The 23,507-nt window shown below is 70.7% G+C and carries 20 protein-coding genes; 12 read left to right on the forward strand and 8 right to left on the reverse strand.

What is annotated here, in order from left to right; all coding sequences use genetic code 11:
- Positions 1–103: 103 nt before the first annotated feature.
- The gene (locus tag ACF07B_RS40410; protein ID WP_392182617.1) at positions 104–865 is read right to left on the reverse strand and encodes a DUF4328 domain-containing protein; all 762 of its coding nucleotides are present in this window, start codon (positions 863–865) and stop codon (positions 104–106) included.
- A 188-nt stretch (positions 866–1,053) separates the two neighbouring features.
- Positions 1,054–2,685 carry a glycoside hydrolase family 20 protein gene (locus ACF07B_RS40415; RefSeq protein ID WP_392182618.1) on the reverse strand — a complete coding sequence of 544 codons (1,632 nt, stop codon included), beginning with the start codon at positions 2,683–2,685 and terminating at the stop codon, positions 1,054–1,056.
- A 395-nt stretch (positions 2,686–3,080) separates the two neighbouring features.
- Here ACF07B_RS40415 and ACF07B_RS40420 point away from each other — a divergent pair, with 395 nt between their 5' ends.
- From ACF07B_RS40420 to ACF07B_RS40440, 5 genes are all read left to right on the forward strand, one after another.
- Complete coding sequence (locus tag ACF07B_RS40420) at positions 3,081–3,653, forward strand: 2-oxo-4-hydroxy-4-carboxy-5-ureidoimidazoline decarboxylase (RefSeq protein ID WP_392182641.1); 573 nt, start codon at positions 3,081–3,083, stop codon at positions 3,651–3,653.
- 167 nt (positions 3,654–3,820) lie between these two features.
- On the forward strand, positions 3,821–4,201 hold the full coding sequence (gene sdhC / locus ACF07B_RS40425) for a succinate dehydrogenase, cytochrome b556 subunit (protein ID WP_078943667.1): 381 nt from the start codon (positions 3,821–3,823) through the stop codon (positions 4,199–4,201).
- A 5-nt stretch (positions 4,202–4,206) separates the two neighbouring features.
- The gene (locus tag ACF07B_RS40430) at positions 4,207–4,698 is read left to right on the forward strand and encodes a succinate dehydrogenase hydrophobic membrane anchor subunit (RefSeq protein ID WP_328448995.1); all 492 of its coding nucleotides are present in this window, start codon (positions 4,207–4,209) and stop codon (positions 4,696–4,698) included.
- Positions 4,699–4,720: 22 nt separating this feature from the next.
- The gene (sdhA, locus tag ACF07B_RS40435) at positions 4,721–6,475 is read left to right on the forward strand and encodes a succinate dehydrogenase flavoprotein subunit (RefSeq protein WP_392182619.1); all 1,755 of its coding nucleotides are present in this window, start codon (positions 4,721–4,723) and stop codon (positions 6,473–6,475) included.
- A complete protein-coding gene (locus ACF07B_RS40440) occupies positions 6,475–7,254 on the forward strand; it encodes a succinate dehydrogenase iron-sulfur subunit (RefSeq protein ID WP_339131059.1) in 780 nt (259 codons plus the stop codon). Before sdhA ends, ACF07B_RS40440 begins: the two co-directional genes overlap by 1 nt.
- 144 nt (positions 7,255–7,398) lie before the next feature.
- On the opposite strand, the gene ACF07B_RS40445 is transcribed toward ACF07B_RS40440, so the two are convergent.
- Complete coding sequence (locus ACF07B_RS40445) at positions 7,399–9,864, reverse strand: DUF4132 domain-containing protein (protein WP_392182620.1); 2,466 nt, start codon at positions 9,862–9,864, stop codon at positions 7,399–7,401.
- On the reverse strand, positions 9,861–10,253 hold the full coding sequence (locus tag ACF07B_RS40450) for a hypothetical protein (RefSeq protein WP_369483301.1): 393 nt from the start codon (positions 10,251–10,253) through the stop codon (positions 9,861–9,863). The genes ACF07B_RS40445 and ACF07B_RS40450 overlap by 4 nt, the downstream gene beginning before the upstream one ends.
- 155 nt (positions 10,254–10,408) lie before the next feature.
- Here ACF07B_RS40450 and ACF07B_RS40455 point away from each other — a divergent pair, with 155 nt between their 5' ends.
- The 4 genes from ACF07B_RS40455 to ACF07B_RS40470 all read left to right on the forward strand — a co-directional run bounded on the left by ACF07B_RS40455 (position 10,409) and on the right by ACF07B_RS40470 (position 12,768).
- A complete protein-coding gene (locus ACF07B_RS40455) occupies positions 10,409–10,834 on the forward strand; it encodes a VOC family protein (protein WP_362407395.1) in 426 nt (141 codons plus the stop codon).
- 159 nt (positions 10,835–10,993) lie between these two features.
- On the forward strand, positions 10,994–11,401 hold the full coding sequence (locus ACF07B_RS40460; protein WP_392182621.1) for a hypothetical protein: 408 nt from the start codon (positions 10,994–10,996) through the stop codon (positions 11,399–11,401).
- Between the two features lie 5 nt (positions 11,402–11,406).
- The gene (locus ACF07B_RS40465; protein ID WP_392182622.1) at positions 11,407–11,934 is read left to right on the forward strand and encodes a thiol-disulfide oxidoreductase DCC family protein; all 528 of its coding nucleotides are present in this window, start codon (positions 11,407–11,409) and stop codon (positions 11,932–11,934) included.
- Positions 11,935–11,943: 9 nt separating this feature from the next.
- Positions 11,944–12,768, forward strand: coding sequence for a TetR/AcrR family transcriptional regulator (locus tag ACF07B_RS40470; protein ID WP_392182623.1), 825 nt, complete (start codon positions 11,944–11,946; stop codon positions 12,766–12,768).
- A 57-nt stretch (positions 12,769–12,825) separates the two neighbouring features.
- On the opposite strand, the gene ACF07B_RS40475 is transcribed toward ACF07B_RS40470, so the two are convergent.
- The gene (locus ACF07B_RS40475; protein WP_392182642.1) at positions 12,826–15,243 is read right to left on the reverse strand and encodes an MMPL family transporter; all 2,418 of its coding nucleotides are present in this window, start codon (positions 15,241–15,243) and stop codon (positions 12,826–12,828) included.
- A 158-nt stretch (positions 15,244–15,401) separates the two neighbouring features.
- Here ACF07B_RS40475 and ACF07B_RS40480 point away from each other — a divergent pair, with 158 nt between their 5' ends.
- From ACF07B_RS40480 to ACF07B_RS40490, 3 genes are all read left to right on the forward strand, one after another.
- Positions 15,402–16,091: a response regulator transcription factor gene (locus ACF07B_RS40480; protein WP_362407404.1), complete on the forward strand. Its 690-nt coding sequence runs from the start codon at positions 15,402–15,404 to the stop codon at positions 16,089–16,091.
- Positions 16,088–17,542, forward strand: coding sequence for a sensor histidine kinase (locus ACF07B_RS40485; protein ID WP_392182624.1), 1,455 nt, complete (start codon positions 16,088–16,090; stop codon positions 17,540–17,542). The genes ACF07B_RS40480 and ACF07B_RS40485 overlap by 4 nt, the downstream gene beginning before the upstream one ends.
- Before the next feature lie 492 nt (positions 17,543–18,034).
- Entirely contained in the window at positions 18,035–20,053 is a 2,019-nt protein-coding gene (locus tag ACF07B_RS40490; protein ID WP_392182625.1) for a sulfatase-like hydrolase/transferase, read from the forward strand.
- Between the two features lie 39 nt (positions 20,054–20,092).
- On the opposite strand, the gene ACF07B_RS40495 is transcribed toward ACF07B_RS40490, so the two are convergent.
- The 3 genes from ACF07B_RS40495 to ACF07B_RS40505 form a co-directional block, all read right to left on the reverse strand.
- Positions 20,093–21,649 (reverse strand): ABC transporter substrate-binding protein, encoded by a 1,557-nt coding sequence (locus tag ACF07B_RS40495; protein WP_392182626.1) that lies wholly within the window; start codon positions 21,647–21,649, stop codon positions 20,093–20,095.
- Between the two features lie 146 nt (positions 21,650–21,795).
- The gene (locus tag ACF07B_RS40500; RefSeq protein WP_392182627.1) at positions 21,796–23,184 is read right to left on the reverse strand and encodes a metallophosphoesterase; all 1,389 of its coding nucleotides are present in this window, start codon (positions 23,182–23,184) and stop codon (positions 21,796–21,798) included.
- A 16-nt stretch (positions 23,185–23,200) separates the two neighbouring features.
- On the reverse strand, positions 23,201–23,443 hold the full coding sequence (locus ACF07B_RS40505) for an SCO4848 family membrane protein (RefSeq protein ID WP_362407419.1): 243 nt from the start codon (positions 23,441–23,443) through the stop codon (positions 23,201–23,203).
- Between the last annotated feature and the right edge of the window lie 64 nt (positions 23,444–23,507).

The following is a 23,507-nucleotide window of genomic DNA, read 5'->3' on the forward strand; positions in this document are numbered from 1 at the left end:
ACCAGGAGTGTCACAGTGCGAGCCCACCCTGCCGGTCGAGCAGCGGAATGAACAGGTTTTCGGCCAAAAACGCGCACCGGGGCCGGCGGGCGTCCGGCATGCGTCAGCCCTCGGCCGCGACCGGGTCTCCCTGCGCCTTGCGGACCTGCATCCCGGTCAGCTTGAGCACGACGACGATGGCGAGGACGGCGGCCACGATGTCGAGGCCGTCGGCGACCATGAGCTGGAAGGCGGCGTCCTGGATCTGCTGGGCCGTTTCGGCCTTGCCGGCGGCGACGGTGGTGAAGCGGCCCACCACCAGCCCGATGATCCAGAACGTCCACCAGGCGTTGACGAGTCCGAGCCGGCTACGGGTGCCCGCGGGGCGGCTGGCATCCCAGATCTCGGCCATGATCTGACGCGGGCGCACCAGGTTCACGAACGGCACGAACCAGCTCCAGCCCGCCCAGGACCGGGAGTGGGCGTGCCCGAAGGGGTTGAAGACCTCGGCGTTGACGCGGACCCGCAGGAACCAGACCAGGAAGACGGCGGCGGCCACCACGAGGGCGCCCGTCTGCGCGTACGCGGCGGCGGTGTTGAGCGCGTCCGCCTGATCGGCCCGTCGCACGAGGGAGTCGACCGACTCGCCACCCACGAGGGCGATCGTGACCGTGCTCGCCACGTCGTACACGTTGTGGTCCGCCCAGACCGCGAAGAGGTCGGCGGCGATCACCAGGCCGAGCAGCGCGGCGGTGGCCCTTCCGAGGGCGACCGGCGAGCGCAGCCAGGCGGGACCGTGCGGCGAAGGGAGCGGCGGCAGCGGGGCCAGAGGAGGCCGTGCGGCGCTCCCCTGCTCAGCGGGCTGCGGCGACGGTGGCATGGTCATGAGACCCCCCAGATCTGCCGTCACGTCACGGTGACGGCACAGGAAGCCGGACGCACCCCTCCCCAGAGGTCACGCCCGGCATACGAACAAGTAAGCGGAAGATAAGGTTCCTTACCTTGTCGCGTCCAGTCCTTCCGAGGAGCCCCGCCGGCCCGCTGACCAGTCCCGTTCCGGCGGGCCGGCGTCGCTCAGCCCAACTTGTCCGCCAGGGTGGTGAACTGGCTCCAGGAGAGAACGGGCTTGCGGGGGTCCCAGAGTTTCTGGGTCAGGGCGCGCAAGGGCATGCGGATGCCCGCCGCGACCTGCTCCTGCGTCTGGGAGTTCGCGAGGTCGCACCAGACGGCGAAGGACCCGCCGAGCATCTGGGGGTCGTACTTCGCGGGGACCGGGGTGGTTCCGCGCAGGACGAGGGGCGTCCACTGCTCGTAGATGCGCTGCCCGGTCGGGTAGACGAAGGTCTGGGGTTCGCCGAGGACGTAGTACAGGTACTCGTCGTTGTAGTTGATGACCTTGCGGCCCGCGCTCAGGTACTCCACCGGCTGCCGGGCCCCGATCTCCTTGCCCGTCCAGTACGCCACCTGGAGGCTGCCGTCGGCCTGGACGGTGCCGCCGCGGAAGAACCCGTCGTTCCAGGCCCGCGCCGTCCGGTTGTGCCCGCGGATCAGCTTGGCGCGGTCGTTCAGCCAGCCGGTGGTGAGGTCGGCGACGCCCGCGCCCGCCCCGTACCTGTTCCTCGCCGCGGTGACCAGCTGCGGGAAGGACGCCGCCGGGTTCGCCACCGTCAGGGCCTGGTACTCGTCGCCGCCGAGGTGCCAGTCGGCGCCGGGGAAGAGATCCGCGTACTCGTCGAGCAGGTCGTCGACGATCTGCGCCGCGGCGGGCTTGGAGATGTCGACGGCGCCGCGGATGGGGACGCCCGACACATTGCGGAGCTGGAGATCGGGGTGTGCCGCGATGACCGCGCCGAGGTGGCCCGGCGAGTCGATCTCGGGCACGACGGTGATGTGCCTGCTCTTCGCGAGGGCGATGATCCGGCGCACCTCCGCCTTCGTCAGATGCTGCCGCGACACGATCTCGGGGTGCGTGTCGGACTGGATACGGAAGCCCTGGTCGTCGGAGAAGTGCAGGCCGAGCTGGTTGTACTTCAGGTCCCCGAGCTCGCGCACCCGGTCCTCGATCCAGGCCGCCGTGAAGTGCTTGCGGGCGATGTCGAGCATGAACCCTCGGACCGGCTTCGCGGGCCGGTCGCGCACGACGCCCTCCGGCGCCGTACCGCCGCCGCGCACTTCCTGTTCGAGGGTGCGTGTGCCGTAGAAGACACCGGCCTCGGCGGGACCGGCGATCCTGACCTGGCCGTTCCTGACGGTGAGGGTGTACGACTCCGGGCCCGCGGTCCCCTTGTCCAGTCCCAGCTCGACGTCGCCGGCCCTGGCGGCGGCCCGCCCCGCGTACGTCAGCTTGAGTTCACCGGCGAGCAGCTTGCCCTCGTCGGCGAGGCCGTTGTCGTCCACGACCACCCGGGCACCGGAGGCCGGGCGCCAGCCGGGGCCGTGGGCCGCGGTGTGCTCGCGTACGGCGGGGATGGTGCGAGGCGCCTTGGAGAGGGGGTAGCTCCGGGTCGGCGAGGGACTGGCGACGGACACCGCCTGCGACCGGTCACCGGACGGCACCTTCGACCCGGCCGGCCGACCGCCCCCGTCGGGCCAGACCGCCACGGCCACCGCGACGACACCGGCGACCGCCAGACCGCTCGCGACGAGTTTGGCCCGCCCGTTCCGTGCTGTCCGCCGCCGCGGCGCACGCCGCCTGCCACCACTCACTCCGCCACCCTCGTCTCACCGCGCCCGCTTGGCGGCGCTCACATCACGGCGCCCGCTTCGCGGCGCCCACTCCACGGCCCGTCGCCGGGCCGGTACTCCCTCAGGTGTACTCCCCCGGCGAGGTGTCCACCTCTTTCACCCCATCGGAACACTTCACCGGACCGGCTCCCCACTCCCACCGCGAACTCTGCCCCGACCGTCAGCGCAACCGTCCACCACACGCTCCGAAACTCTCCCGTGCGGGTGAAATCCGGGCATCCGTCGGACAGGTCTCGACACGCCTCGATAGCGTGAGCAGCACAGCTTTCACTCACGCCCCTGCCGAAACACACGTATCGCACGCACGTCACGCTCACCGGACGTCGCGCGTCCCACCCCCACGCCGAGGATCCACGCTGACGTCGCACCGTCTCCCACGCCTCCCCGGCCAGGTCGCCCTCCCCGAGCAGAAGAGCGCGGTTCCGTCCCCGGTCCGCCTCGACGGGTTCAACTCCGCACCCACCGGAGAGGTCACCCGTGCCCTGCTCACCTGCTGCGGCAGCCTGCGCTGGGTCCACCGTCTGGCCGATCACCGCCCCTACCCGGACCTCGGCGCGCTGCTGGCCGCGGCCGACGAGGCGGCGTACGACCTGACCCCCGCCGACCAGGCGGAAGCCCTGGCCGGCGAATCGCTCACGCCGCTCCCGGACGGCGCGTACTCCGCCGCCCACACCGCGCTGAGCGCCGCGCACGCCGCGTACGAGAGCAGATTCGGACACGTGTTCGTCATCTGTCTGGACGAATTCACTCCGGGGGAGGCGCTCGACCAGGTGCTCGGCGGAATCCGGTCACGCCTGGCGAACGACCCGGAGGAGGAGCGGGTCATCACCGCCGACGAACTGCGCAGACTGGCCCGCGGCAGACTGACCCGGCTCGTCCGTCAGTTCGCCCATGAGCCGCGAACCACCGATTTCCGGCGCCCGGAATAGCCCGAACGTGCCTGATTGATTGCCAGTTTGATCACATTGATAGGGCCGCTGTAAGCGTTCCGACAACACGTCGCTACGATGGCCGGGGCCGGTGGACCGTACCCGGCCGGGCCCGACCGACAGAGAAGCCGGCGCGGCCCCAATCCCCGCTCCCGGAGGGTTCTTCCGTGCCGGCTGGAACGCTGTACCGCGGCCGGGAAGGAATGTGGTCCTGGGTGGCTCATCGAGTCACCGGCGTCCTCATCTTCTTCTTCCTGTTCGTACACGTGCTGGACACCGCTCTCGTCCGTGTCTCCCCCGAGGACTACGACAAGGTCGTAGCCACGTACAAGACGCCGATCGTCGCGCTGCTGGAGTACGGCCTCGTGGCCGCCATTCTCTTCCACGCGCTCAACGGCCTGCGTGTCATCGCCGTCGACTTCTGGTCCAAGGGCCCGCGCTATCAGAAGCAGATGCTCTGGTCCGTCGTCGGTATCTGGGTCGTGCTGATGTTCGGGGCTCTTTACCCCGTCCTCGGTCACGCATTCCGCGAAGTATTCGGGAGCTGACGCAGATGTCCACTACTGACACCGCCGCTTCCGGCATCGGCCCCGTGGAGGGCGCCGGAGAATACTCGGCCTACAGCGTCGACAACCCGGCCCCGTTCATCGAGGCGCCGCGCAAGCGCACCAAGAAGACCCCGAAGTCGACCCGCGGCAACTTCGAGATGTACGGCTGGCTCTTCATGCGCCTGTCCGGCATCGTCCTGGTCGTCCTGGTCCTCGGTCACCTGCTGATCCAGCTCGTCCTCGACGGCGGCGTCTCCAAGATCGGCTTCGCCTTCGTGGCCGGCCGCTGGGCCAGCCCGTGGTGGCAGACCTGGGACCTCGCGATGCTGTGGCTGGCCATGCTGCACGGCTCCAACGGCCTGCGTACCGTCATCAACGACTACGCGGAGCGCGCGAACACGCGCCTGTGGCTGAAGGGCCTGCTGTACACCGCCACGGTGTTCACGATCCTGCTGGGCACGCTGGTGATCTTCACCTTCGACCCGAACATCCGCTAGGCACGGGCTGAGGCAACCACTGATGAAGATCCACAAGTACGACACCGTCATCGTCGGCGCCGGCGGCGCCGGCATGCGCGCCGCCATCGAGGCGACGAAGCGCAGCCGCACCGCCGTGCTGACGAAGCTCTACCCCACCCGCTCCCACACGGGCGCCGCGCAGGGCGGTATGGCCGCCGCGCTCGCCAACGTGGAAGAGGACAACTGGGAGTGGCACACCTTCGACACGATCAAGGGCGGTGACTACCTGGTCGACCAGGACGCCGCCGAGATCCTGGCGAAGGAGGCCATCGACTCGGTCCTCGACCTGGAGAAGATGGGCCTGCCGTTCAACCGGACGCCCGACGGGACGATCGACCAGCGCCGCTTCGGCGGTCACTCCCGCAACCACGGCGAGGCCCCGGTGCGCCGGTCCTGCTACGCCGCGGACCGCACCGGTCACATGATCCTCCAGACGCTGTACCAGAACTGCGTCAAGGAGGGCGTGGAGTTCTTCAACGAGTTCTACGTCCTCGACCAGCTCATCGTCGAGGTCGACGGGGTCAAGCACTCCGCGGGCGTCGTCGCCTACGAGCTCGCGACCGGCGAGATCCACGTCTTCCAGGCGAAGTCCGTGATCTACGCGTCCGGCGGCACCGGCAAGTTCTTCAAGGTGACCTCCAACGCGCACACCCTGACGGGTGACGGCCAGGCGGCCGTCTACCGTCGCGGGCTGCCGCTGGAGGACATGGAGTTCTTCCAGTTCCACCCGACCGGCATCTGGCGCATGGGCATCCTGCTGACGGAGGGCGCCCGCGGTGAGGGCGGCATCCTCCGCAACAAGGACGGCGAGCGCTTCATGGAGAAGTACGCGCCGGTCATGAAGGACCTCGCGTCCCGTGACGTCGTCTCGCGCTCCATCTACACGGAGATCCGTGAGGGCCGCGGCTGCGGTCCCGAGGGCGACCACGTCTACCTCGACCTCACGCACCTCCCGCCGGAGCAGCTCGACGCCAAGCTGCCCGACATCACGGAGTTCGCGCGGACCTACCTCGGCATCGAGCCCTACACGGACCCGATCCCGATCCAGCCCACCGCGCACTACGCCATGGGCGGCATCCCGACGAACGTCCAGGGTGAGGTCCTCTCGGACAACACCACCGTCGTTCCGGGCCTGTACGCCGCCGGTGAGGTCGCCTGTGTGTCCGTGCACGGCGCCAACCGTCTCGGCACGAACTCGCTGCTGGACATCAACGTGTTCGGCAAGCGGGCCGGCATCGCGGCCGCGGAGTACTCGGCGAAGGCCGGCTACGTCGAGCTGCCCGAGAACCCGGCCGAGCAGGTCGTGTCGCAGGTCGAACGGCTGCGCTCCTCCACGGGCACCGAGCGGGTCGCCGCGATCCGCCTGGAGCTTCAGGAGTGCATGGACGCCAACGTGATGGTGTTCCGCACCGAGCAGACGATCAAGACGGCGGTCGAGAAGATCGCGGAGCTGCGCGAGCGCTACAAGAACGTCTCGGTCCAGGACAAGGGCAAGCGGTTCAACACCGACCTGCTGGAGGCCATCGAGCTGGGCAACCTGCTCGACCTGGCCGAGGTCATGGCCGTCTCCGCGCTCGCCCGCAAGGAGTCCCGCGGCGGTCACTACCGCGAGGACTACCCGAACCGCGACGACGTCAACTTCATGCGCCACACCATGGCGTACCGCGAGGTCGGCGACGACGGCACCGAGTCCATCCGTCTCGACTACAAGCCGGTCGTCCAGACCCGCTACCAGCCGATGGAGCGTAAGTACTGATGGCTACTCCCACTCTGGACAAGGCGGACGCGGCGGGCGCACCCGAGCCCGGTTTCGCCGACTCCCCCTACATCACCGCCACGTTCCGCATCCGCCGGTTCAACCCGGAGGTCTCGGCGGAGTCGGTCTGGGAAGACTTCCAGCTCCAGATCGACCCCAAGGAGCGTGTCCTCGACGCGCTGCACAAGATCAAGTGGGACCAGGACGGCACGCTCACCTTCCGCCGTTCCTGCGCCCACGGCATCTGCGGTTCGGACGCCATGCGGATCAACGGCAAGAACCGTCTGGCCTGCAAGACGCTGATCAAGGACCTCAACCCCGAGAAGCCGATCACGGTCGAGGCCATCAAGGGCCTGACGGTGCTGAAGGACCTCGTGGTCGACATGGACCCGTTCTTCCAGGCGTACCGCGACGTGATGCCCTTCCTCATCACGAAGGACACCAACGAGCCGACGCGCGAGCGTCTGCAGTCGGCCGAGGACCGCGAGCGGTTCGACGACACGACCAAGTGCATCCTGTGCGCGGCGTGCACGTCGTCCTGCCCGGTGTTCTGGAACGACGGCCAGTACTTCGGTCCGGCCGCCATCGTGAACGCCCACCGCTTCATCTTCGACTCGCGTGACGAGGCCGGGGAGCAGCGCCTGGAGATCCTCAACGACAAGGACGGTGTGTGGCGCTGCCGCACGACGTTCAACTGCACGGACGCCTGCCCGCGCGGTATCGAGGTCACCAAGGCGATCCAGGAGGTCAAGCGCGCGCTGATCACGCGCCGCTTCTGAGGTCGTCCTCTTCAGCCTGTACGTCGTGTGGGCCCCGCTTCCTCCGGGAGCGGGGCCCACACGCGTGCGGGTGCTCTCGGCGCCAAGGCGTCCCTCGACGTGGCCGAGAGCCTCGTGGCGGGCGGCCCCGGACCGGCTCGCCGGTCACAACTGGCTCAGGATCGCGGGATCGTCGATCTCCGTGTCCTTGGCCAGCAGCATCGCCTTGCTGAGGATCACCGCCAGCATCCCGTCGCCCTCGAAGGGCAGATAGCCGGCCCGGGGTCCTCCCGCGGCGGACTTCGGGACGATGCACAGGTACTGGTCGTTCGGGCTCATCAGGATGTTGCCCGAGCCCAGATGGATCTTGTACGTGTGCCGCTCGCCCTTCACCTGCAGGAAGCGGCCCTCCAGGGTGCAGCGGTCGGCTATCGCCAGCCGAGGGATCAGCCGGTCGAGGAGGGCCCGGCGGGTCTGCGCGGTCTCGGTCAGGTCGCCGAAGCCGTACGACGTCCAGTACTCCTGGAAGCGGCCGCCCGGGCCGCCGTCCTGCCAGGCCGGGTCGTTGCCGATGCTGGAGACTCCGACGAACAGGTCGACGTCGCGCAGGACTTCGGACAGCACGAGGGGCGGGATCGCGGTGAGGGGCAGGGGCTCCACCGGGTCCTCTCCGTCGCGCGGCCGCATACGGTACTCGCCGCCCCAGCAGTGCGCCGAGTTCTCGGGAGCGTCCAGCGGATAGAACCGCACCTGGTCCGTCCGCAGCCGCAGATAGGTGCCGGACTCGGTGGTGTCCGTGCCGTACTCGCCGTCGCCGGTGATCCAGTATTCGGCGCGCAGCCCCCACCGGGGCAGTTCCCGGGTGGCCGGAGGTGCCTCGTCGTCGACGCAGAGGCGGAGCTTGTTGCGCCAGCCCCTGACGGCGGCCAGGGAGTTGAACTGGTGCTGGCGCACGACGTGCGCGGCGAAGCGATTCGAGTACGTGCCCGTCGCGCGCTCGGCGTCGGTGAGGAGGTAGATCTCGCGGTGGGCCTGTTTGAAGGGCTGGGTGATCTCGTGCCGCTCCAGCCAGTCCCGCCAGGCGACGACCTCGGCGGTTTCGCGGCCCACCGGGTGCCAGAGGGTGACCTCCCGGCCCGACGTCACCGGGTCGTCGGTGAGGGTGGACAGCTCGCCGTTCGCGAACCCGACCGGCGCGCCGTCGACCGTCCACAGGAGCCGGCGGGCGAGGGTGCCGAGGAGCGGGTGGTCGAGGCAGCGCTCGCGCCAGGTGTCGTACGCCCAGGTGCGCCGGCCGAGGAACTGCCGGTCCAGGCGCTCGGTCTGCGCCGAGAGCATCTTGTCGATGTCCTTGACGGCCGCCTTGAGTTCCTTGAGCTCCTCGGCGTGGTCGCGCCGGACCGCCGCGGGCACGCTCTTGACGGCCTTGCCGCTCGCGTTGCGCCAGCCCAGCACGGCGCGTGAGCCCTGGATGTCGAGAAGCGCGGTGATCTCACCGAGGGTGTGACGCGCCCGCCCGACCTCGGTGAGCCCGTAGGCCGGGACGGCCAGTTCCTCGATCTCCTCCCTGCTCAGCCCGAGGACGGTGGCCCGCGCCCGAAGCGCGCCGTCGAGGAGCTTCGCCGTGCTCTTGTACGTCACCCGGGCGGCCAGCCGGGCCAGTTCGGCGAGGGCGGACTCGCCGCCGAGGCGGGACAGCGCGAACACACCGGCGTTGGCGACCTTCGGGCTGCGTGGGCCGAGGCCGAAGACCTTCTTCAGAGAGGCCTCGACGAGCGTGCCGAGACCCCGGGCGGTGTCGGGGTGGGGCGGCAGCAGGGAGACCAGCCAGGCGAGGCCGCGCAGGGCGTTGGCGTTGCAGGGGTCGTAGGCGTCGTTCACGTCGGGGCTGGAGAACCGGGCGTCCAGCGGGAACGTCCGGGGGCGGCCGACGAGGGCGAGCCAGGACACCGCGGCGGCGCGGACACGGTCGGCGCCGAGGTCCTCGGTCAGGGCCCGCGCGCGCTTGTCCCACCTGGCGGAGGGCTTGGAGGCGGTGGCGGTCGTCAGGTGGGTGAGGAGCGCCTGCCAGTCGGGGCCGGAGCCGTCCCTCATGGCCCGCTCGGCCCATTCCTCGCCGACGTTGAGGACGGGTTCCGTGATCTTCTTCATCAACTCCACGACGTATGCGGGGCGGTAGCCCTCCACGCCCGCGCGGCGGAACGCCGCGACGGCGGCGGGGGTCAGCCGGCGGCCGGCCGCCAGCTCGGCCTCGGCCAGCACGTCCATGCGCACCCCGTAGCCGCAGTCGTACTGCCGGCCGAGTGCGTCGAGATACAGCGACCGCTCGGCGGCGAGCGGGTCCTCGGGAAGACCGCGGGAGACGACGCCGACGAGGGTCAGCACGTTGATCTGCGCGGCGGATTTCCTGCCGACCGAGTGATAGCGCTCCACCAGCGCGCCGGACAGCCTGGTCCGCTGCTCGGCGGACAGGGGCCGCAGCGCGTCGAGAACCTCGTCCCAGCCCCCGCCCCAGTGATTCCTGTTGGCCACGGCGATCTTGAGGAGCTCGGTGGTGAGCTCCCCCATGTTGCCCTCGGCCACCCGCTCACGGATCCGCTGCCCCCACCGTCCGGTCCCGCCCATCGTCATCCCCCCACCAGCGCGACGAGCTTGAGGAAGGTGACCTCGGTGCCCTGGGCCAGCTCGATCTCCTCGTCGAGGTCGGTCACCTGACGCTCCCCGACGAGCACCAGGAAGCCGTTCCCCGCGAAGGCCCGGAGCGCCAGCTCGGTCTGTGCCTCCGGGTCGATCAGGCGGGGCGTGCGCAGCGCGTAGCCGTTCAGCACGCGCTCGGCGTTCTCGGGCTGCACGAGACCCTGGAACACCTCCGGCATGTCCGCGTTGTACTCGGCGGCCTCCTGGAAGACCCGCCGCCGGATCAACTCGCGCACCGAGAGCCGCTCCTCGGCGATCGCGAGCCCCCAGCCCGCGCCCCGGCCCCCACTGGTCGTCTCGTCGACGAACATCACCATTCCCATGCGGACGACAGTACGAGCCGCCACTGACAATCGGTCACCAGCCCCGATCCGGCGGCCCGGGGCACGGAGAGCGCTTCGCCTCAACGGGTGATCACATGTTCGGCCCGCGGTCGGCCCTTCGGCGTCCCGGCGCCCCGCACTCCTAGTCTGATGGCATGTCAGATGACGCGTCACAGGAGATGTTCGAGCTGCTCGGGCTCGACAACGTGCTGCTTCCCGTCGGGGATATCGGCGAGGCCGTGGGTTTCTACGAGCGCGCCGGGTTTCCGCCGGCGTTCCGGCTGGACGAGGCCGGGATCGCGGTGCTGAAGGTGGGCAAGGAGACGCCCGGGGTGCTGCTGCGGCTGGACGAGGAGCTGAGCCACCGCCCTCCGCCGTGGGCGTCGCCGCGGCTGTGGCTGGAGGTGCCGGACGCCCGCGCCGCGGCCCGCTCGCTGGCCGCCGCGGGCATCGCCACCCTCGACCGGCCCTTCTCCGGAGCCACCGGCTGGACGGTCGAGATCGCGGACCCCTGGGGCAACGTCATCGGACTGACGGACTACACCAAGCGGCCCGAACTCGCCCGCGAGGCCCTGCGATAGGCGGGGCGGTCCCTCGCGTCCCACCCCCGGCCGCCGCGCGGCCGCCGTGCGGTCCGAGCCCTTCCTGCACCCCCTCCCGATCCGACTTGAACATGTTCAAAAGGAGGTCTACATTCATCCCAGACAGCGTTTTGAACGCGTTCAAGAAGGGGTGGGGACATGGACCTCACGGTCGTCGCTTACGTCATCTATCTGCTGGTCAGCATCGCGCTGACGGTCTGGGTGGCGCGCACGCTGAGCCACAACGGACGGATCTTCCTGTCGGACGTCCTGCACGGCGACGAGAAGCTCGCCGACGCCGTCAACCACCTGCTGGTGGTGGGCTTCTACCTCGTCAACCTGGGCTTCGTCGCCCTCTATCTGCACCAGAGCGACGAGATCACCGACGCCCGCGAGATCTTCGAGGCCCTGTCGACCAAGCTGGGTGTCGTCCTGCTGGTGCTCGGCGTCATGCACCTGGGCAACGTCTACGCCCTCAACAGGATCCGGCGGCGGGGTGTCATGGAGCGCGAGCAGACTCCGCCGGTCCGGCCGACGGACTGGGTCGCCCCCGCGACCGGGGCGTGAGACAGGTGACCGGCGCACCGGCCACCCGTGACCGGGACGCGGCGCGCGTCCCGGTCCTCGGGCTCACCGTCCTCTACGACGCGCGCTGCTCGCTGTGCGCCTTCCTGAAGAAGTGGCTCGCCGGGCAGGCGCAGCTCGTACCGCTGCGGTTCGTGCCGGCCGGTTCGGAGGAGGCCGCCCGGAGTTATCCACGGCTCGACCACCGCGCCACCCTGGACGAGATCACCGTCGTGGGGGACGCCGGGCAGGTCTACCAGGGAACCGCCGCCTGGATCGTCACCCTGTGGGCGCTGCGCGAGTACCGGGCGCTGGCCCACCGGCTGAGCACGCCCACGGGGGCGAGGCTGGCCAGGGGCGCGACCCTCGCCGCCGCCAAGTGGCGCGAGGCGCAGGCGTTCCGGACGTCCCAGCGGCGATGGGGCGGCGGCGCGTACCAGTGGGGCGACGGATGGAGCTACGACCCGACCGCCGGATGGACCTTCGAGCCGCCCGCCTGCGACAGCGGCGCATGCGCGACGGTTCCCGGTCGTTAGGCTCGTCCCGTGCCAGCACCGACAGACAGCCCCGGCCCCGTCGGCTCCTCCGAGCCCACCGCGGCCTCCGAGCCCGCCAAGTCCCCGGGCAAGGAGGCGAAGAGCCCGGCGAAAAGCGAACAGACCCGGGCCCTGATCCTGGAGACCGCGATGCGGCTCTTCCAGGAACGGGGGTACGACAAGACGACGATGCGCGCCATCGCCCAGGAGGCCGGGGTCTCCGTCGGAAACGCGTACTACTACTTCGGCGGCAAGGAACACCTGATCCAGGGCTTCTACGACCGGATCGCCGCCGAACACCGGGAGGCGGTCCGGGGGGTGCTGGACCGCGAGACGGACCTGGAGGCCCGCCTCGGCGGTGTCCTGAAGGTGTGGCTGGACATCGCCACGCCGTACCACGAGTTCGCCGTGCAGTTCTTCAAGAACGCCGCCGATCCGGACAGTCCGCTCAGCCCCTTCTCCCCCGAGTCGGAGCACGCGCGCGCGGAGGCCATCAGCGTCCACAAGGAAGTGCTCGCCGGGGCGAAGACCAAGGTGCCGGAGGAACTGCGCGAGGTGCTGCCCGAGCTGATGTGGCTCTCCCAGATGGGGCTCGTCCTGTACTGGGTCTTCGACCGTACCGAGAGCCGCGAGCGCAGCTACCGGCTCGCCGAGCGCGGCGCGCGTCTGACGGCGCGCGGCGTCTCACTGGCCCGCTTCCGTCTGCTGCGGCCCCTCGTCCACGAGGTGCACGAGCTGTTCACGGACTTCCTGCCGGGGATGACGAAGGCACTGCCCGACCCGGCGAAGAAGACGGACCGAGGGCCGGCCGGCCCGGCGGGGGAAACGGACTGAGGGGCGCCCGCCGAGGCGGACGCCCCCCGCGCCGGGAAGATCCGGCGTCCGGCGGCCTCAGTTGACCGCGTCGGCGTCCACCTCTCCCTGGACCAGCTCCACGTCGTGCACCAGCGGCTCGTCCGTGACGACGACGTGGTGCGCCCGCGCGCCGTACGAACGGGCCGTCGCCGACAGCAGATACGTCCCCGGGGCCGGGACCGAGACGATGTAGGAACCGTCGGCCAGCGAGCTCACCCGGTCCAGCTGACGGCCTCCCTTCGACAGCAGCGTGAGCACGGCCCCGTCGACCGCCTCGCCCTCCGCGTCACGGACGAAGCCGTGCACGGCCGAGGCTCCGCCCCGGACCGGAGCCGCGGCGTCACCGGACGGCCCCTCGGCGGGCTCCACCGCCAGATGCGGCAGCCGCCTGTCCAGGGCAGCGGGCAGCCACCAGTTGGAGTTGCCGAGCAGATGCATCGCCGCGGGGACCAGGGCCGTACGGAGGATGAAGGCGTCCAGGGCGACCGCGGCCGCGAGCCCGACACCCGCCATCGCCGCTCCCGCGTCACCGCTGAGGACGAAGGCGAGGAAGACGCACACCATGATCAGGGCGGCCGAGTTGATGACCCGGCCGGTCTCGGCCAACCCGACGCGCACCGCGCGCGCGTTGTCCTTCGTGTGCACCCATTCCTCGTGCATGCGGCTCACCAGGAACACCTGGTAGTCCATGGAGAGGCCGAACAGCAGCGAGAGCATGATGACGGGCAGGAAGGCGTTGATCGGACCCTCCTTGCCGAGGCCCAGCAGTTCCAGGCCCCAGCCCCACTGGAAGATCGCGACCAGGACGCCGAAGGACGCGGCGGCCGCGATCAGGTTCATCAGGGCGGCCGTCAGCGGGACCACCAGAGAGCGGAAGGCGATCAGCAGGAGCAGGAAGCCGAGGCCGATGATCGTGGCGACGAACCAGGGCAGCCGGTCGCCGGTGATCGTGGCGAAGTCCTTCGACACGGCGGTCACGCCGCCGACGTGGGCGCTCGCCCCGGCGTCCGGGATCACCCGGTCCCGCAGGGTGTCGATGAGGTCGTCGGTCCTCACCGACTGCGGTGAGGTCGTCGGCACCACCTGGATCACCGTCACGCCGTTGGCGGGCGGCAGCGCGGCGACCGCGGCCACCCCGGGGGTGCCGCCGATGCTCTTCGCCAGGGCGTCCGTGTCCCCGCCGGTCACGACCACCTGCAAGGGGCCGTTGAAACCGGGTCCGAAGCCCTCGGCGAGCAGGTCGTACGCCTGCCTGGTCGTCGTCGTGCCGTCGTCGTTGCCCTGGTCGGTTGCGCCGAGGTGCAGCGACAGGACGGGGAGGGCGAGGACCGCCATCACGGCCAGCGCGATGACCGCGATCGTACGGGGGCGACGCTGCACGCTCACCGACCAGCGTGCCGCGGCACCGCTCGCCCGCTCCGGCTCCGGGCCCCGCTCCGCCAGTTTGCGCCGCTGGCGGCGGCTGAGCACCCGGGTGCCGAGCAGTCCGAGGAGCGCGGGCAGCAGCGTGGTGGCGGCGAGCACGCTGAACACGACGGTCAGGGACGTGCCGATGACCACACCGTCCAGGAAACGCAGGTTGGTCACGAGCATGCCCGCGAGCGCGATGCACACCGTGCCGCCCGCGAACAGCACCGCCCGGCCCGAGGTGTTGAGGGCGACGACCGCCGACTCCTCGGATTCCAGGCCCCGCAGGAGACCGCGCCGGTGCCGGGTGACGATGAACAGCGCGTAGTCGATGCCGACGCCGAGGCCGATCAGGGTGGCCAGCAGCGGGGCCAGGTCCGGGATGTCCGTGGTGTGGCTGAGCAACTGCGTGGAGAACAGCCCCGTACCGACCCCGAAGACCGCGATGCCGATCGGCAGCAGCATGGCGAAGAGGGAACCGAAGGCGAGGAAGAGGACGACGGCCGCGGCCAGGATGCCGACCATCTCGGCGAGCCCGGTGGGCGGCTCCTGGACCCGCTGGATCGCCTGTCCGCCCAACTCCACCTGGAGTCCCGCCCGTTCGACGCCCTGCGCGGTGTCGACGACCTCCTGCACCAGTTCCTTGGGGACGGCGTTCGCCTGTTCGGTGAAGGTGACCTGGGCGTACGCGATCGTGCCGTCGCGACTGATCTGGGCGGCGCCCCGCTCACCCCGGTAGGGACCCGCGACCTGGCCCACGCCCTTCATGCCGGCGATCTCGTCCAGGACGGGCTGGATCCGGTCGCGCACGGAGGCGTCCCTGACCGTGCCGTCCGCGACCTTCCACACCACCGTGTCGGTGTCCCCCGCGCTGTCCGGGAAGGCCTTCTCCATCTGGTCGTACGCACGCTTGGAGTCCGTGTTCGGAAGGGAGAACACGTTCGCGTAGTCCGTGCCCGCGGTGGTCGCCGCGAAGCCGAGACCGAACAGCGCACCCACCCACAGCAACAGGACCACCAGCCGGTGCCGATAGCACCACCGTGCCAATACCGCCACTTCAACGCTCCTTAGTCGGTCGGTCCCCCAGGTCCTGGCACCAGGATCGGCGGCCCCGCGCGCGGGTGGACACGACCCGCCCATGACTCTCAAGGAACTCCAAGGCGCGAACGGCCCCCACCATCAACAGCCCGTCCGATACTGGGGACATGACCGCTCACGAGGGAGCCACCGTCCTCGTCGTCGAGGACGAGCCGAGCATCGCGGACGTCCTCACCATCGCGCTGCGCTACCACCGCTTCGAGGTGATGACCGCGGGATGCGTCCGCGAGGCGCTCGCCCTCGCCGAGCGCACCCGCCCCGACGCGGCCCTGCTCGACGTGATGCTCCCGGACGGCGACGGCCGGGCGCTCGGCCGTGAACTGCGCCTGCGGCAGCCGGACCTGGCCGTCGTCTTCCTCACCGCGCGGGACGCGCCCGCCGAGATCGTCGGCGCGCTCGGCTTCGGCGACGACTACATCACCAAGCCGTTCAACATCGACGAGGTCGTCGCCCGCATCACCGCCGTCCTGCGCCGCACCCGGTCCGAGGACGTCCTGCCGCAGCGCCCGCCCCTGCGCTACGGCGACCTGGAGCTGGACGAGACGACGTACCGCGTCCACCGCGCGGGCACCACGGTCGAGCTCACCCCCACCGAGTACGCGCTGCTGCGCTTCCTCGTCCGCAACGGCGGCCGGATCGTGCCCAAGGAGCAACTCCTGCGCCATGTCTGGCAGTACGAGCACCCGGCCGAATCGACGGTCGTCGAGACGTACATCAGCTACCTGCGGCGCAAGCTCGAACCGCTGGGCCCTCCGGTGATCCAGACCCGCCGGGGCGTCGGATACGGGCTCGCGTGAACCTGCCCGCCCGGCCCGGCTGCCGCCCCCACCGCCGCCGGCACGGCATCCACTCGCTGCGCGGCCAGCTGACGATCGCGAACGTGGGGCTGCTGGCGCTGGGCATCGTGGTGGCGACCGCCGTGAGCCTGATGGGCATGCGGCACTATCTGCTCGACCAGGTGGACGCCCAGCTCCTCAAGACCCGGGACTCACTGGGCGTCTCGCAGCTCACCATGCGCCAGATCGACTCACTGAGCGCCCTCGCGTTCGTGCACGACCGGATCGGCCCCGCGGTGGACGACTCGGCGAACCCGGACTCGGTCTTCGCGGCCGTCGACCGGCACGGCAAGGCCGTCGAGGTGGCCGGCTTCCAGCCCAGTGAGACACAGCGCGCGTTCGCGGCCGCCGTGGACGACCCCGCCGCGCTCGCCGGCGGCGGCGACCCGCGGGACATCACCGTGCGCGGCGCCGCCTACCGGGCGACCGGGGCCCGTCTCGCCGACGGGACCTACGTCCTGTTCGCCACCTCGACCGACGGACTGCACAAGGGCATCGCCAAGGCGCTCAAGCTCGATCTGACCGTGGGAACCCTGCTGTTGGCGCTCCTCGCGTGTCTGACGATGTTCAGCGTGCGCCGCCGGATGCTGCCGCTGGAGGCCATGGTGGAGACCTCGTCCGCCATCGCCGAGGGCGATCTGACCCGGCGCGTCCCCTCCAGTCATCATCCGACCCAGGAGGTCGAACAGCTCCGGCTAGCGCTCAACTCCATGCTGCACCAGGTCGAGTCGGCCTACCGGACACGCGAGGACAGCGCCGCCCAGCTCCGCCGGTTCGTCGGGGACGCCTCGCACGAGCTGCGCACCCCGCTGGCGGCGATCCGCGGCTACCTCCAGCTCTACGAGAAGGGGATGCTGACCGATCCCGTCGAGCGCAGACGGGCCTGGGACCGGATGAACGCGGAGACCGACCGCATGGGTCGGCTGGTCGACGAGCTGCTCATCCTGGCCCGCCTCGACCAGCGGCCCGAACTGCGCTTCAGGAACGTCGACCTGAGCCGGCTCGTGCGGGACGCGGCCGCGGATCTGCGCGCCCAGCAGCCCGGCCGCCCGGTGACCGTGGCCGCCGACGGCACGCTGCTCGTGCGGGCCGACGAGTCGGGGCTGCGGCAGGTGCTGGGCAATCTCGTGGGCAACGTACGCACCCACACACCCGACGACGTGCCCGTGCGGCTCGCCCTGGAGCGCTCGGACGGCGTACTGCGGCTGTGTGTCGCCGACAAGGGGCCCGGGCTCGCGGAGGAGGACGCGGCGCGCGTCTTCGACCGCTTCTTCCGGGCCGGCCGCGGTGCGGGCAGCGGGCTCGGCATGGCGATCGTGGAGGGCGTGGTGAGAGCGCACGGCGGGAGCGTCGCGGTACGGACGGCCCCGGGCGAGGGTCTGGCGGTGACGGTGACCCTGCCGGTGCGCTGACGCGGACGGGGCGCGGCGGCGACGCGCGGACGGGACCCGGGGCCGACGCGCGGGCGGCGGCGCGGGGGCAGCGCGCGGGCGGGCGGCTCTCCGGCGGCGGCAAGGGTGTGGGTGCGGCTCCGGCGCGGTGGGATCGGCAGCGCACCGGAGGGGTGCGGGCGGGGTACAGGGGCGACACGCGGGCGGCAGCGCGCGGGCGGGCGGCTCTCCGGCGGCGGCAAGGGTGTGGGTGCGGCTCCGGCGCGGTGGGATCGGCAGCGCGGGCGGGGTGGGTGTGGCCGGGCGGGACCGGTGTCGCTCCGGAGCCTGCCGTGCCGGTCGGGAACCCTCCGCATACAGCGCTGTGACCTGCGGAAACAGACTTGGGCAGAAGCTGACCGAGGCGGTTGAACACGGGCCGCCGCGGCCCCGTACACCACGACGAGGGCGCGTCGGTCGCTTCGGGCCGACCCGCCACGCCACCACCGCGCATCGCACGGAAGGACCGCCGGGTTGTCGTTCAACACGAGCTCTCGACAGGTGCCGAACACGGACGCGGCGCCTCCGCGCGACGAGCCGACGCCGGAGCCGCTCGCGGACACGGCCGCCGACGCGGACACCGGCACAGGCACCGGCACAGAGACGGACGCGGACGAGGACGCCGCCGCCTCGGGTGAGGGAGAGGCAGCGGCCGGGGCGGCCCCCGAGGCCCCCGCGACCGAGGGGGCCACCTCGATCGGCTCCGGGGAATCGCGGGAGACTCCGGCGGAAGCCGTCCCCGGTGAAGAGGCGGACCCCGCGGTGACCGACGGCGAGACGTCCGCCGACGGGGCCGGTGGCGGGGAGGAGCCTCCCGCAGACGAGCCCCCGGTGCGCGGCCGGTGGCGCGGGTGGCGGGACCGGCATCCCGTCGTCGCCCGCGTCCTCGCCTGGACGACGACCCTCGTCGCCGCCGTGTTCGTCCTGTTCGCGCTGCTCATGCCGAGCGAGGCGGCCGAGTTCCGGCCAGCCGAGTTCCTGCGTCTCCCGGTGGAGGCGATCTTCGGCGCCGCGCTGCTGATCGTCCTGCCCCGCCGGCCGCGGATCGCGCTGTCGGTGGCCGCCGGGGTGGGCCTCGGCGTGCTGACCATCCTGAACGTCCTCGACATCGGCTTCAACGAATACCTCGGGCGCGGCTTCAACGTCGTCCTCGACTGGTCGCTCTTCAGCGACGCCCACGCCTATCTCCAGGACACGTTCGGCCACGGCGGCGCGCTCGGCATCGCGGCACTGGCCGTGGGGCTCGTGATCGCCGTGCCGGCCCTCATGACGCTCTCCGTCGTCCGGCTGGGCAACCTGGTGGCCAGGAACACCGAGACGGCGACCCGCACGACCCTGGTGCTGGCCATAACCTGGGTGACCTGCGCGGCGCTCGGCGTGCAGGTCACCGGGGTGCCCATCGCCTCCGAGCACGTCGCCCTGGTCGTCCAGCAGCGGGCGGCGCGCGTGCGGCAGACACTGCGGGACGAGGCCGCGTTCGCCAAGATCGCCAAGAAGGACGCCTTCGCGAACACGCCGCCCGGTCAGCTGCTCACGGACCTGCGCGGCAAAGACATGATCATCACGTTCATCGAGAGCTACGGCCGCAGCGCCATCGAGGACCCGGTCATGGCGCCGGGCGTCGACGCGACCCTGACCGCGGAGAACGAGAAGCTGACCCAGGCCGGTTTCGCGGCGAAGAGCGGCTGGCTCACCTCGGCGACCTACGGCGGCAGCAGCTGGCTCGGCCACTCGACGTTCCTGTCGGGTCTGTGGATCAACAACCAGCAGCGCTACCGCACCGTGACCGCAGGCGACCACCTCACCCTGATCAGCGCCTTCAAGAAGACCGGCGACTACGACACCGTGGGTGTCATGCCGGGCATCCAGAAGGGCTGGCCCGAGCAGAACTTCTACGGCATCGACAAGCTCTACGACGCCCAGCATCTCGGCTACAAGGGGCCGAAGTTCAGCTGGTCGACCATGCCCGACCAGTACGCCCTGACCGCGTTCGAGCGCCTGGTGCACAGCAAGAAGCACGACAAGCCGCTGATGTCGACGATCATCCTGACCTCCAGCCACCAGCCCTGGGCGCCCATCCCCAGGACGGTCCCCCAGGACCAGGTCGGCGACGGCTCGGTCTACGACGCCATCCAGAAGGCCGGCAAGCAGCCCGGCGACATCATCACCAGCTCGCAGAAGTCGAAGGAGGAGTACGGCAAGTCCATCCAGTACTCGGTGACGAGCCTCATCGACTACCTGGTGAAGTACGGCAACAAGAACACCGTCCTGATCTTCCTCGGCGACCACCAGCCGATCGCCCGGGTCAGCGGCGACCACGCCAGCCGTGACGTGCCCGTCTCGATCGTCGCCAAGGACCCGAAGGTGCTCGACAGGATCACCGACTGGGGCTGGACGGACGGTCTTCGGCCCGAGCACGACGCCCCGGTGTGGAAGATGAGCTCGTTCCGCGACCGCTTCCTGACGGCGTACGGATCCACTCCGCACCCCTGACAGGACCGGCCCCGAGCGCCCCGGACACCGGGGCGCTCGTCACAGCCAGCTCAGCTGCCAGAGGCGGAAGACGCCGGTCCCGTCGGACAGGTACTCGCCGCCGCTGATGTCCTCACTGCTGATGACGTAGTCCCTGCGCTGCCACAGCGGGATCAGCGGGACGTCCTGGGCGACCTGCGCCTGAACCCGCCGGAACGCCTCCGCCGTACGGCTTCGGTCGGCGTCCCGCTGGGTCTCCTTGATCAGACGGTCGACATCCTTGTTGACGTAGCCGTTCTTCATGCTGTTGCCGGTGCCGACGAGCGGCGCGCCGAAGGTGTCCGCGTCGGGATAGTCGGCGACCCAGCCGACCGCCCAGGCGTCGAGCCCGCCCTCCGCGTACTTCTTCTGGAACTCGGTCCACTCGAACCCCTCGGTCGTGACCTTGAACAGCCCGTCCGCCTCCACCTGCCGCTTGAGCTCGGTCGCCTCCTCACCCGCGGCACCCCGCCCCTCGGCGAACCCGTAGGTGAAGCGCACGGGCAAGGAGACCCCGGCCTCGGTCAGCAGGGCCCGCGCCTTCTTGGGGTCGGGTTTCGGGTAGGTGTCGAAGAACGAGGTCGCGTGCCCCGTGATCCCCGCCGGTATCAGCCCGTACAGCGGGTCGGTGGTCCCCCGGTACGTCCGGTCGACCAGCGTCTCGCGGTCGACCAGCGAGGCGAGGGCCTGGCGGACCCGCCGGTCGTGCAGCGGAGACCCTTCGCGCACGTTGAGGACGAGGTTGCGGGTCTCGGCGCCGTCGGCCTCGGTGACGCGTTGCGCGGGGTCGCTCGGCGAGAGCTTGGCGAGCACGGCGGGCGGGAGCTGACGGGCCACGGTGTCGAGCTCCTTCGCCTTCCAGGCCACCTGGAGCGCCGCCGAGTTGGCGTAGTAGCGCAGCACGACGGGCTTGCCGAGGTCATCGACGGCGCCCTTGTAGCCGGGGTTGGGGGCGAGGACGGCCTTCGCGCCCTGCGTGTACGCCTTCAGGACGTAGGGCCCCGTGCCGTCGGCGCCGGTACCGGTGCGCAGGCTGCGCCGGGGATAGCGGGTGCTGTCGACGATCGACCCGGCGCCGGTCGCCAGCTTGAACGGGAAGGTCGCGTCGGGCGAGGAGAGCCGGAAGGTGACGGTCCGGCCGCTCGCGTCCACGCTGCCCAGGGTGGAGAGGAGGGAGGCGGGCCCGACCTCGTCGTTGATGCGCTTGACCCGGTCGAAGGAGAACTTCACGTCCGCCGCGGTCACGGCGCGCCCGCTCGGGAACGTCAGGTCGTCACGGAGTGTGCAGCGGTAGACGCGCAGTCCCGTGCCCACGAACGCGCAGCTCCTGGCGGCGTCCGGAACGGGCTTGGCGCCGCCGGGCTCGAAGGTGAGCAGCGACTGGAAGACATTGCTGAACAAAGCCCAGGATCCGGCGTCGTAGGCGCCGGCCGGGTCGAGTGAGGTGACGGCGTCCGTGGTGCCCACCGTGATGGTGCGGTCGTCGTTCCCCTTCGTCGGCAGGAGCTGCCAGCCGGCCACACCGGCGCCCGCCAGGACGAGCAGTGCCGCCAGTATCCATAAGCGAACCGATCGCATCGGTGCCCTCCCCAGGCGCCCCGCACGCCACTCCCCTAGTGACGCGGATCACCTAACCACAGGAGTTTCGGCCGGGGGAAGGGAATCGGGAAGAGTGCTCAGGACCGGCGAAAATGATCTTTTCCGCCTCTCTTCACAGGGAATTCTCAGGCTTCGCGCGAGGCCAGCTCGACGACCGTGATGTCGGAGGGCGCGCCGACGCGGGTCGGCGGCCCCCAGGCTCCCGCGCCCCGGGAGACATAGAGCTGTGTGTCGCCGTAGCGCTCCAGGCCGGCGACCGTCGGATTGGCGGCGGCCGCGATGAGGTTGCCCGGCCACAGCTGTCCGCCGTGGGTGTGTCCGGACAGCTGGAGGTCGACGCCGTGGCGTACCGCATCATGGATCTGTACCGGCTGATGTGCGAGCAGCACACAGGCTCGTGTCGTGTCGCGGTCTCCGAGCGCCTTGCCGAAGTCGGGTCCCTGCCCCTCGCTCTCGCCCTGGACGTCGTTCACGCCGGCGAGGTCGAACCCGGCCAGTTCGGTGCGCGCGTTCTCCAGGGGATGGATCCCCAGCTCCCGGACCTCCCGGATCCACTGCTCGGCTCCGGAGAAGTACTCGTGGTTCCCGGTGACGAAGTAGGAGCCGTGCCGGGCGCGCAGCCGGGCGAGGGGCGCCGCGGCGGGGCCGAGGTTCTTCACGCTGCCGTCGACCAGGTCACCGACGACGGCGATCAGATCGGGCTGTGTGGCGTTGATCGTGTCGACGACCTGCTGGGCGAATCCGCGTCCGAGCAACGGCCCGAGGTGGATGTCGCTCACGACGGCGATCCGGAATCCGTGGGCGGACCGGGGCAGTTTGGCGAGCGGCACGGTGACCCGCTTCACCCTGGGCCCGCGCAGCACGCCGTACGTCCCGTGCGCCACGGTCCCCACGGCGACGGCCGCGGCGGTGCCACCCACGACCCGGGAGACGAACAGCCGCCGCGACGGCGCCCGGACGGCTCCCGCCGACTCCACGGACCTCACCGATCCCGCCGGTCCCGCAGGTCCCACCGTTTCCGCGGGCCCCACCGATCCCGCTGGTTTCGCGGACCTCGCCGGTTCGCCCGGCTCCGGCGACGCCACCGGTTCGCCCGGCTCCGGCGACGCCACCCATCCGGCCGGTTCCGGTGACGCCACGGGGTCGGGCGCGCCGGGGGGCGCCGCTCCGTCGCTCTCCGACCGTCGGGCGGACCGGCGCTCCAGGGCCCATCGCAGGACCGGGCGTACGAACTCCCCGGCCAGCAGCGCCAGTACGAGGTAGAGGCCCAGCGGCATCCACAGGAACCCGGGCCAGGACAGCGTCTGCTGGAGCAGGAAGGGAGCCCCCGCCCGCTCGCTCACGATGGCACCGACCATCAGCAGCGGTCCGGCGACGAAGAGCGCGGTGCCCAGCCGGCGGACCGGTCCGGGGCCGCTCGTGGTGTCCCGCACCAGCCGGCGCCAGGCGTACCAGTGCAGTCCGCCGAGCACGGCCAGCACGGTCAGACCCACCAACACGAACAAGATGACCATGACGCCGTATCCCCCGTTATGACGTCTGGCGCAAAGCGCGTACGCCGCGCAACCCGATGGCCCCGACGACCGTCCCAAGGACAAACGACACGACGGCGAGCGTCAGGTGCACCCAGAAGTACGCCGTCGGATCGCCCGCGTCGTCGAACGCGAGCCCACTGGCGTCTTCCCAGAGATTCTTAGCGAAAGTGACCCAAATGACCCAACTCCATACCCCGAAGGCGAGCAGGAACCAGGACACGGGGCGGCTGAGCTTCATGCGTTCAGTATCGCCGTCGCCCACCGTGATCCGGCGCCGGGGTGGAGAGGGCGAAGCGGCTCCC

Origin of the sequence: Streptomyces sp. NPDC015532, assembly GCF_043078065.1 — a bacterium.
Lineage (GTDB): Bacteria > Actinomycetota > Actinomycetes > Streptomycetales > Streptomycetaceae > Streptomyces.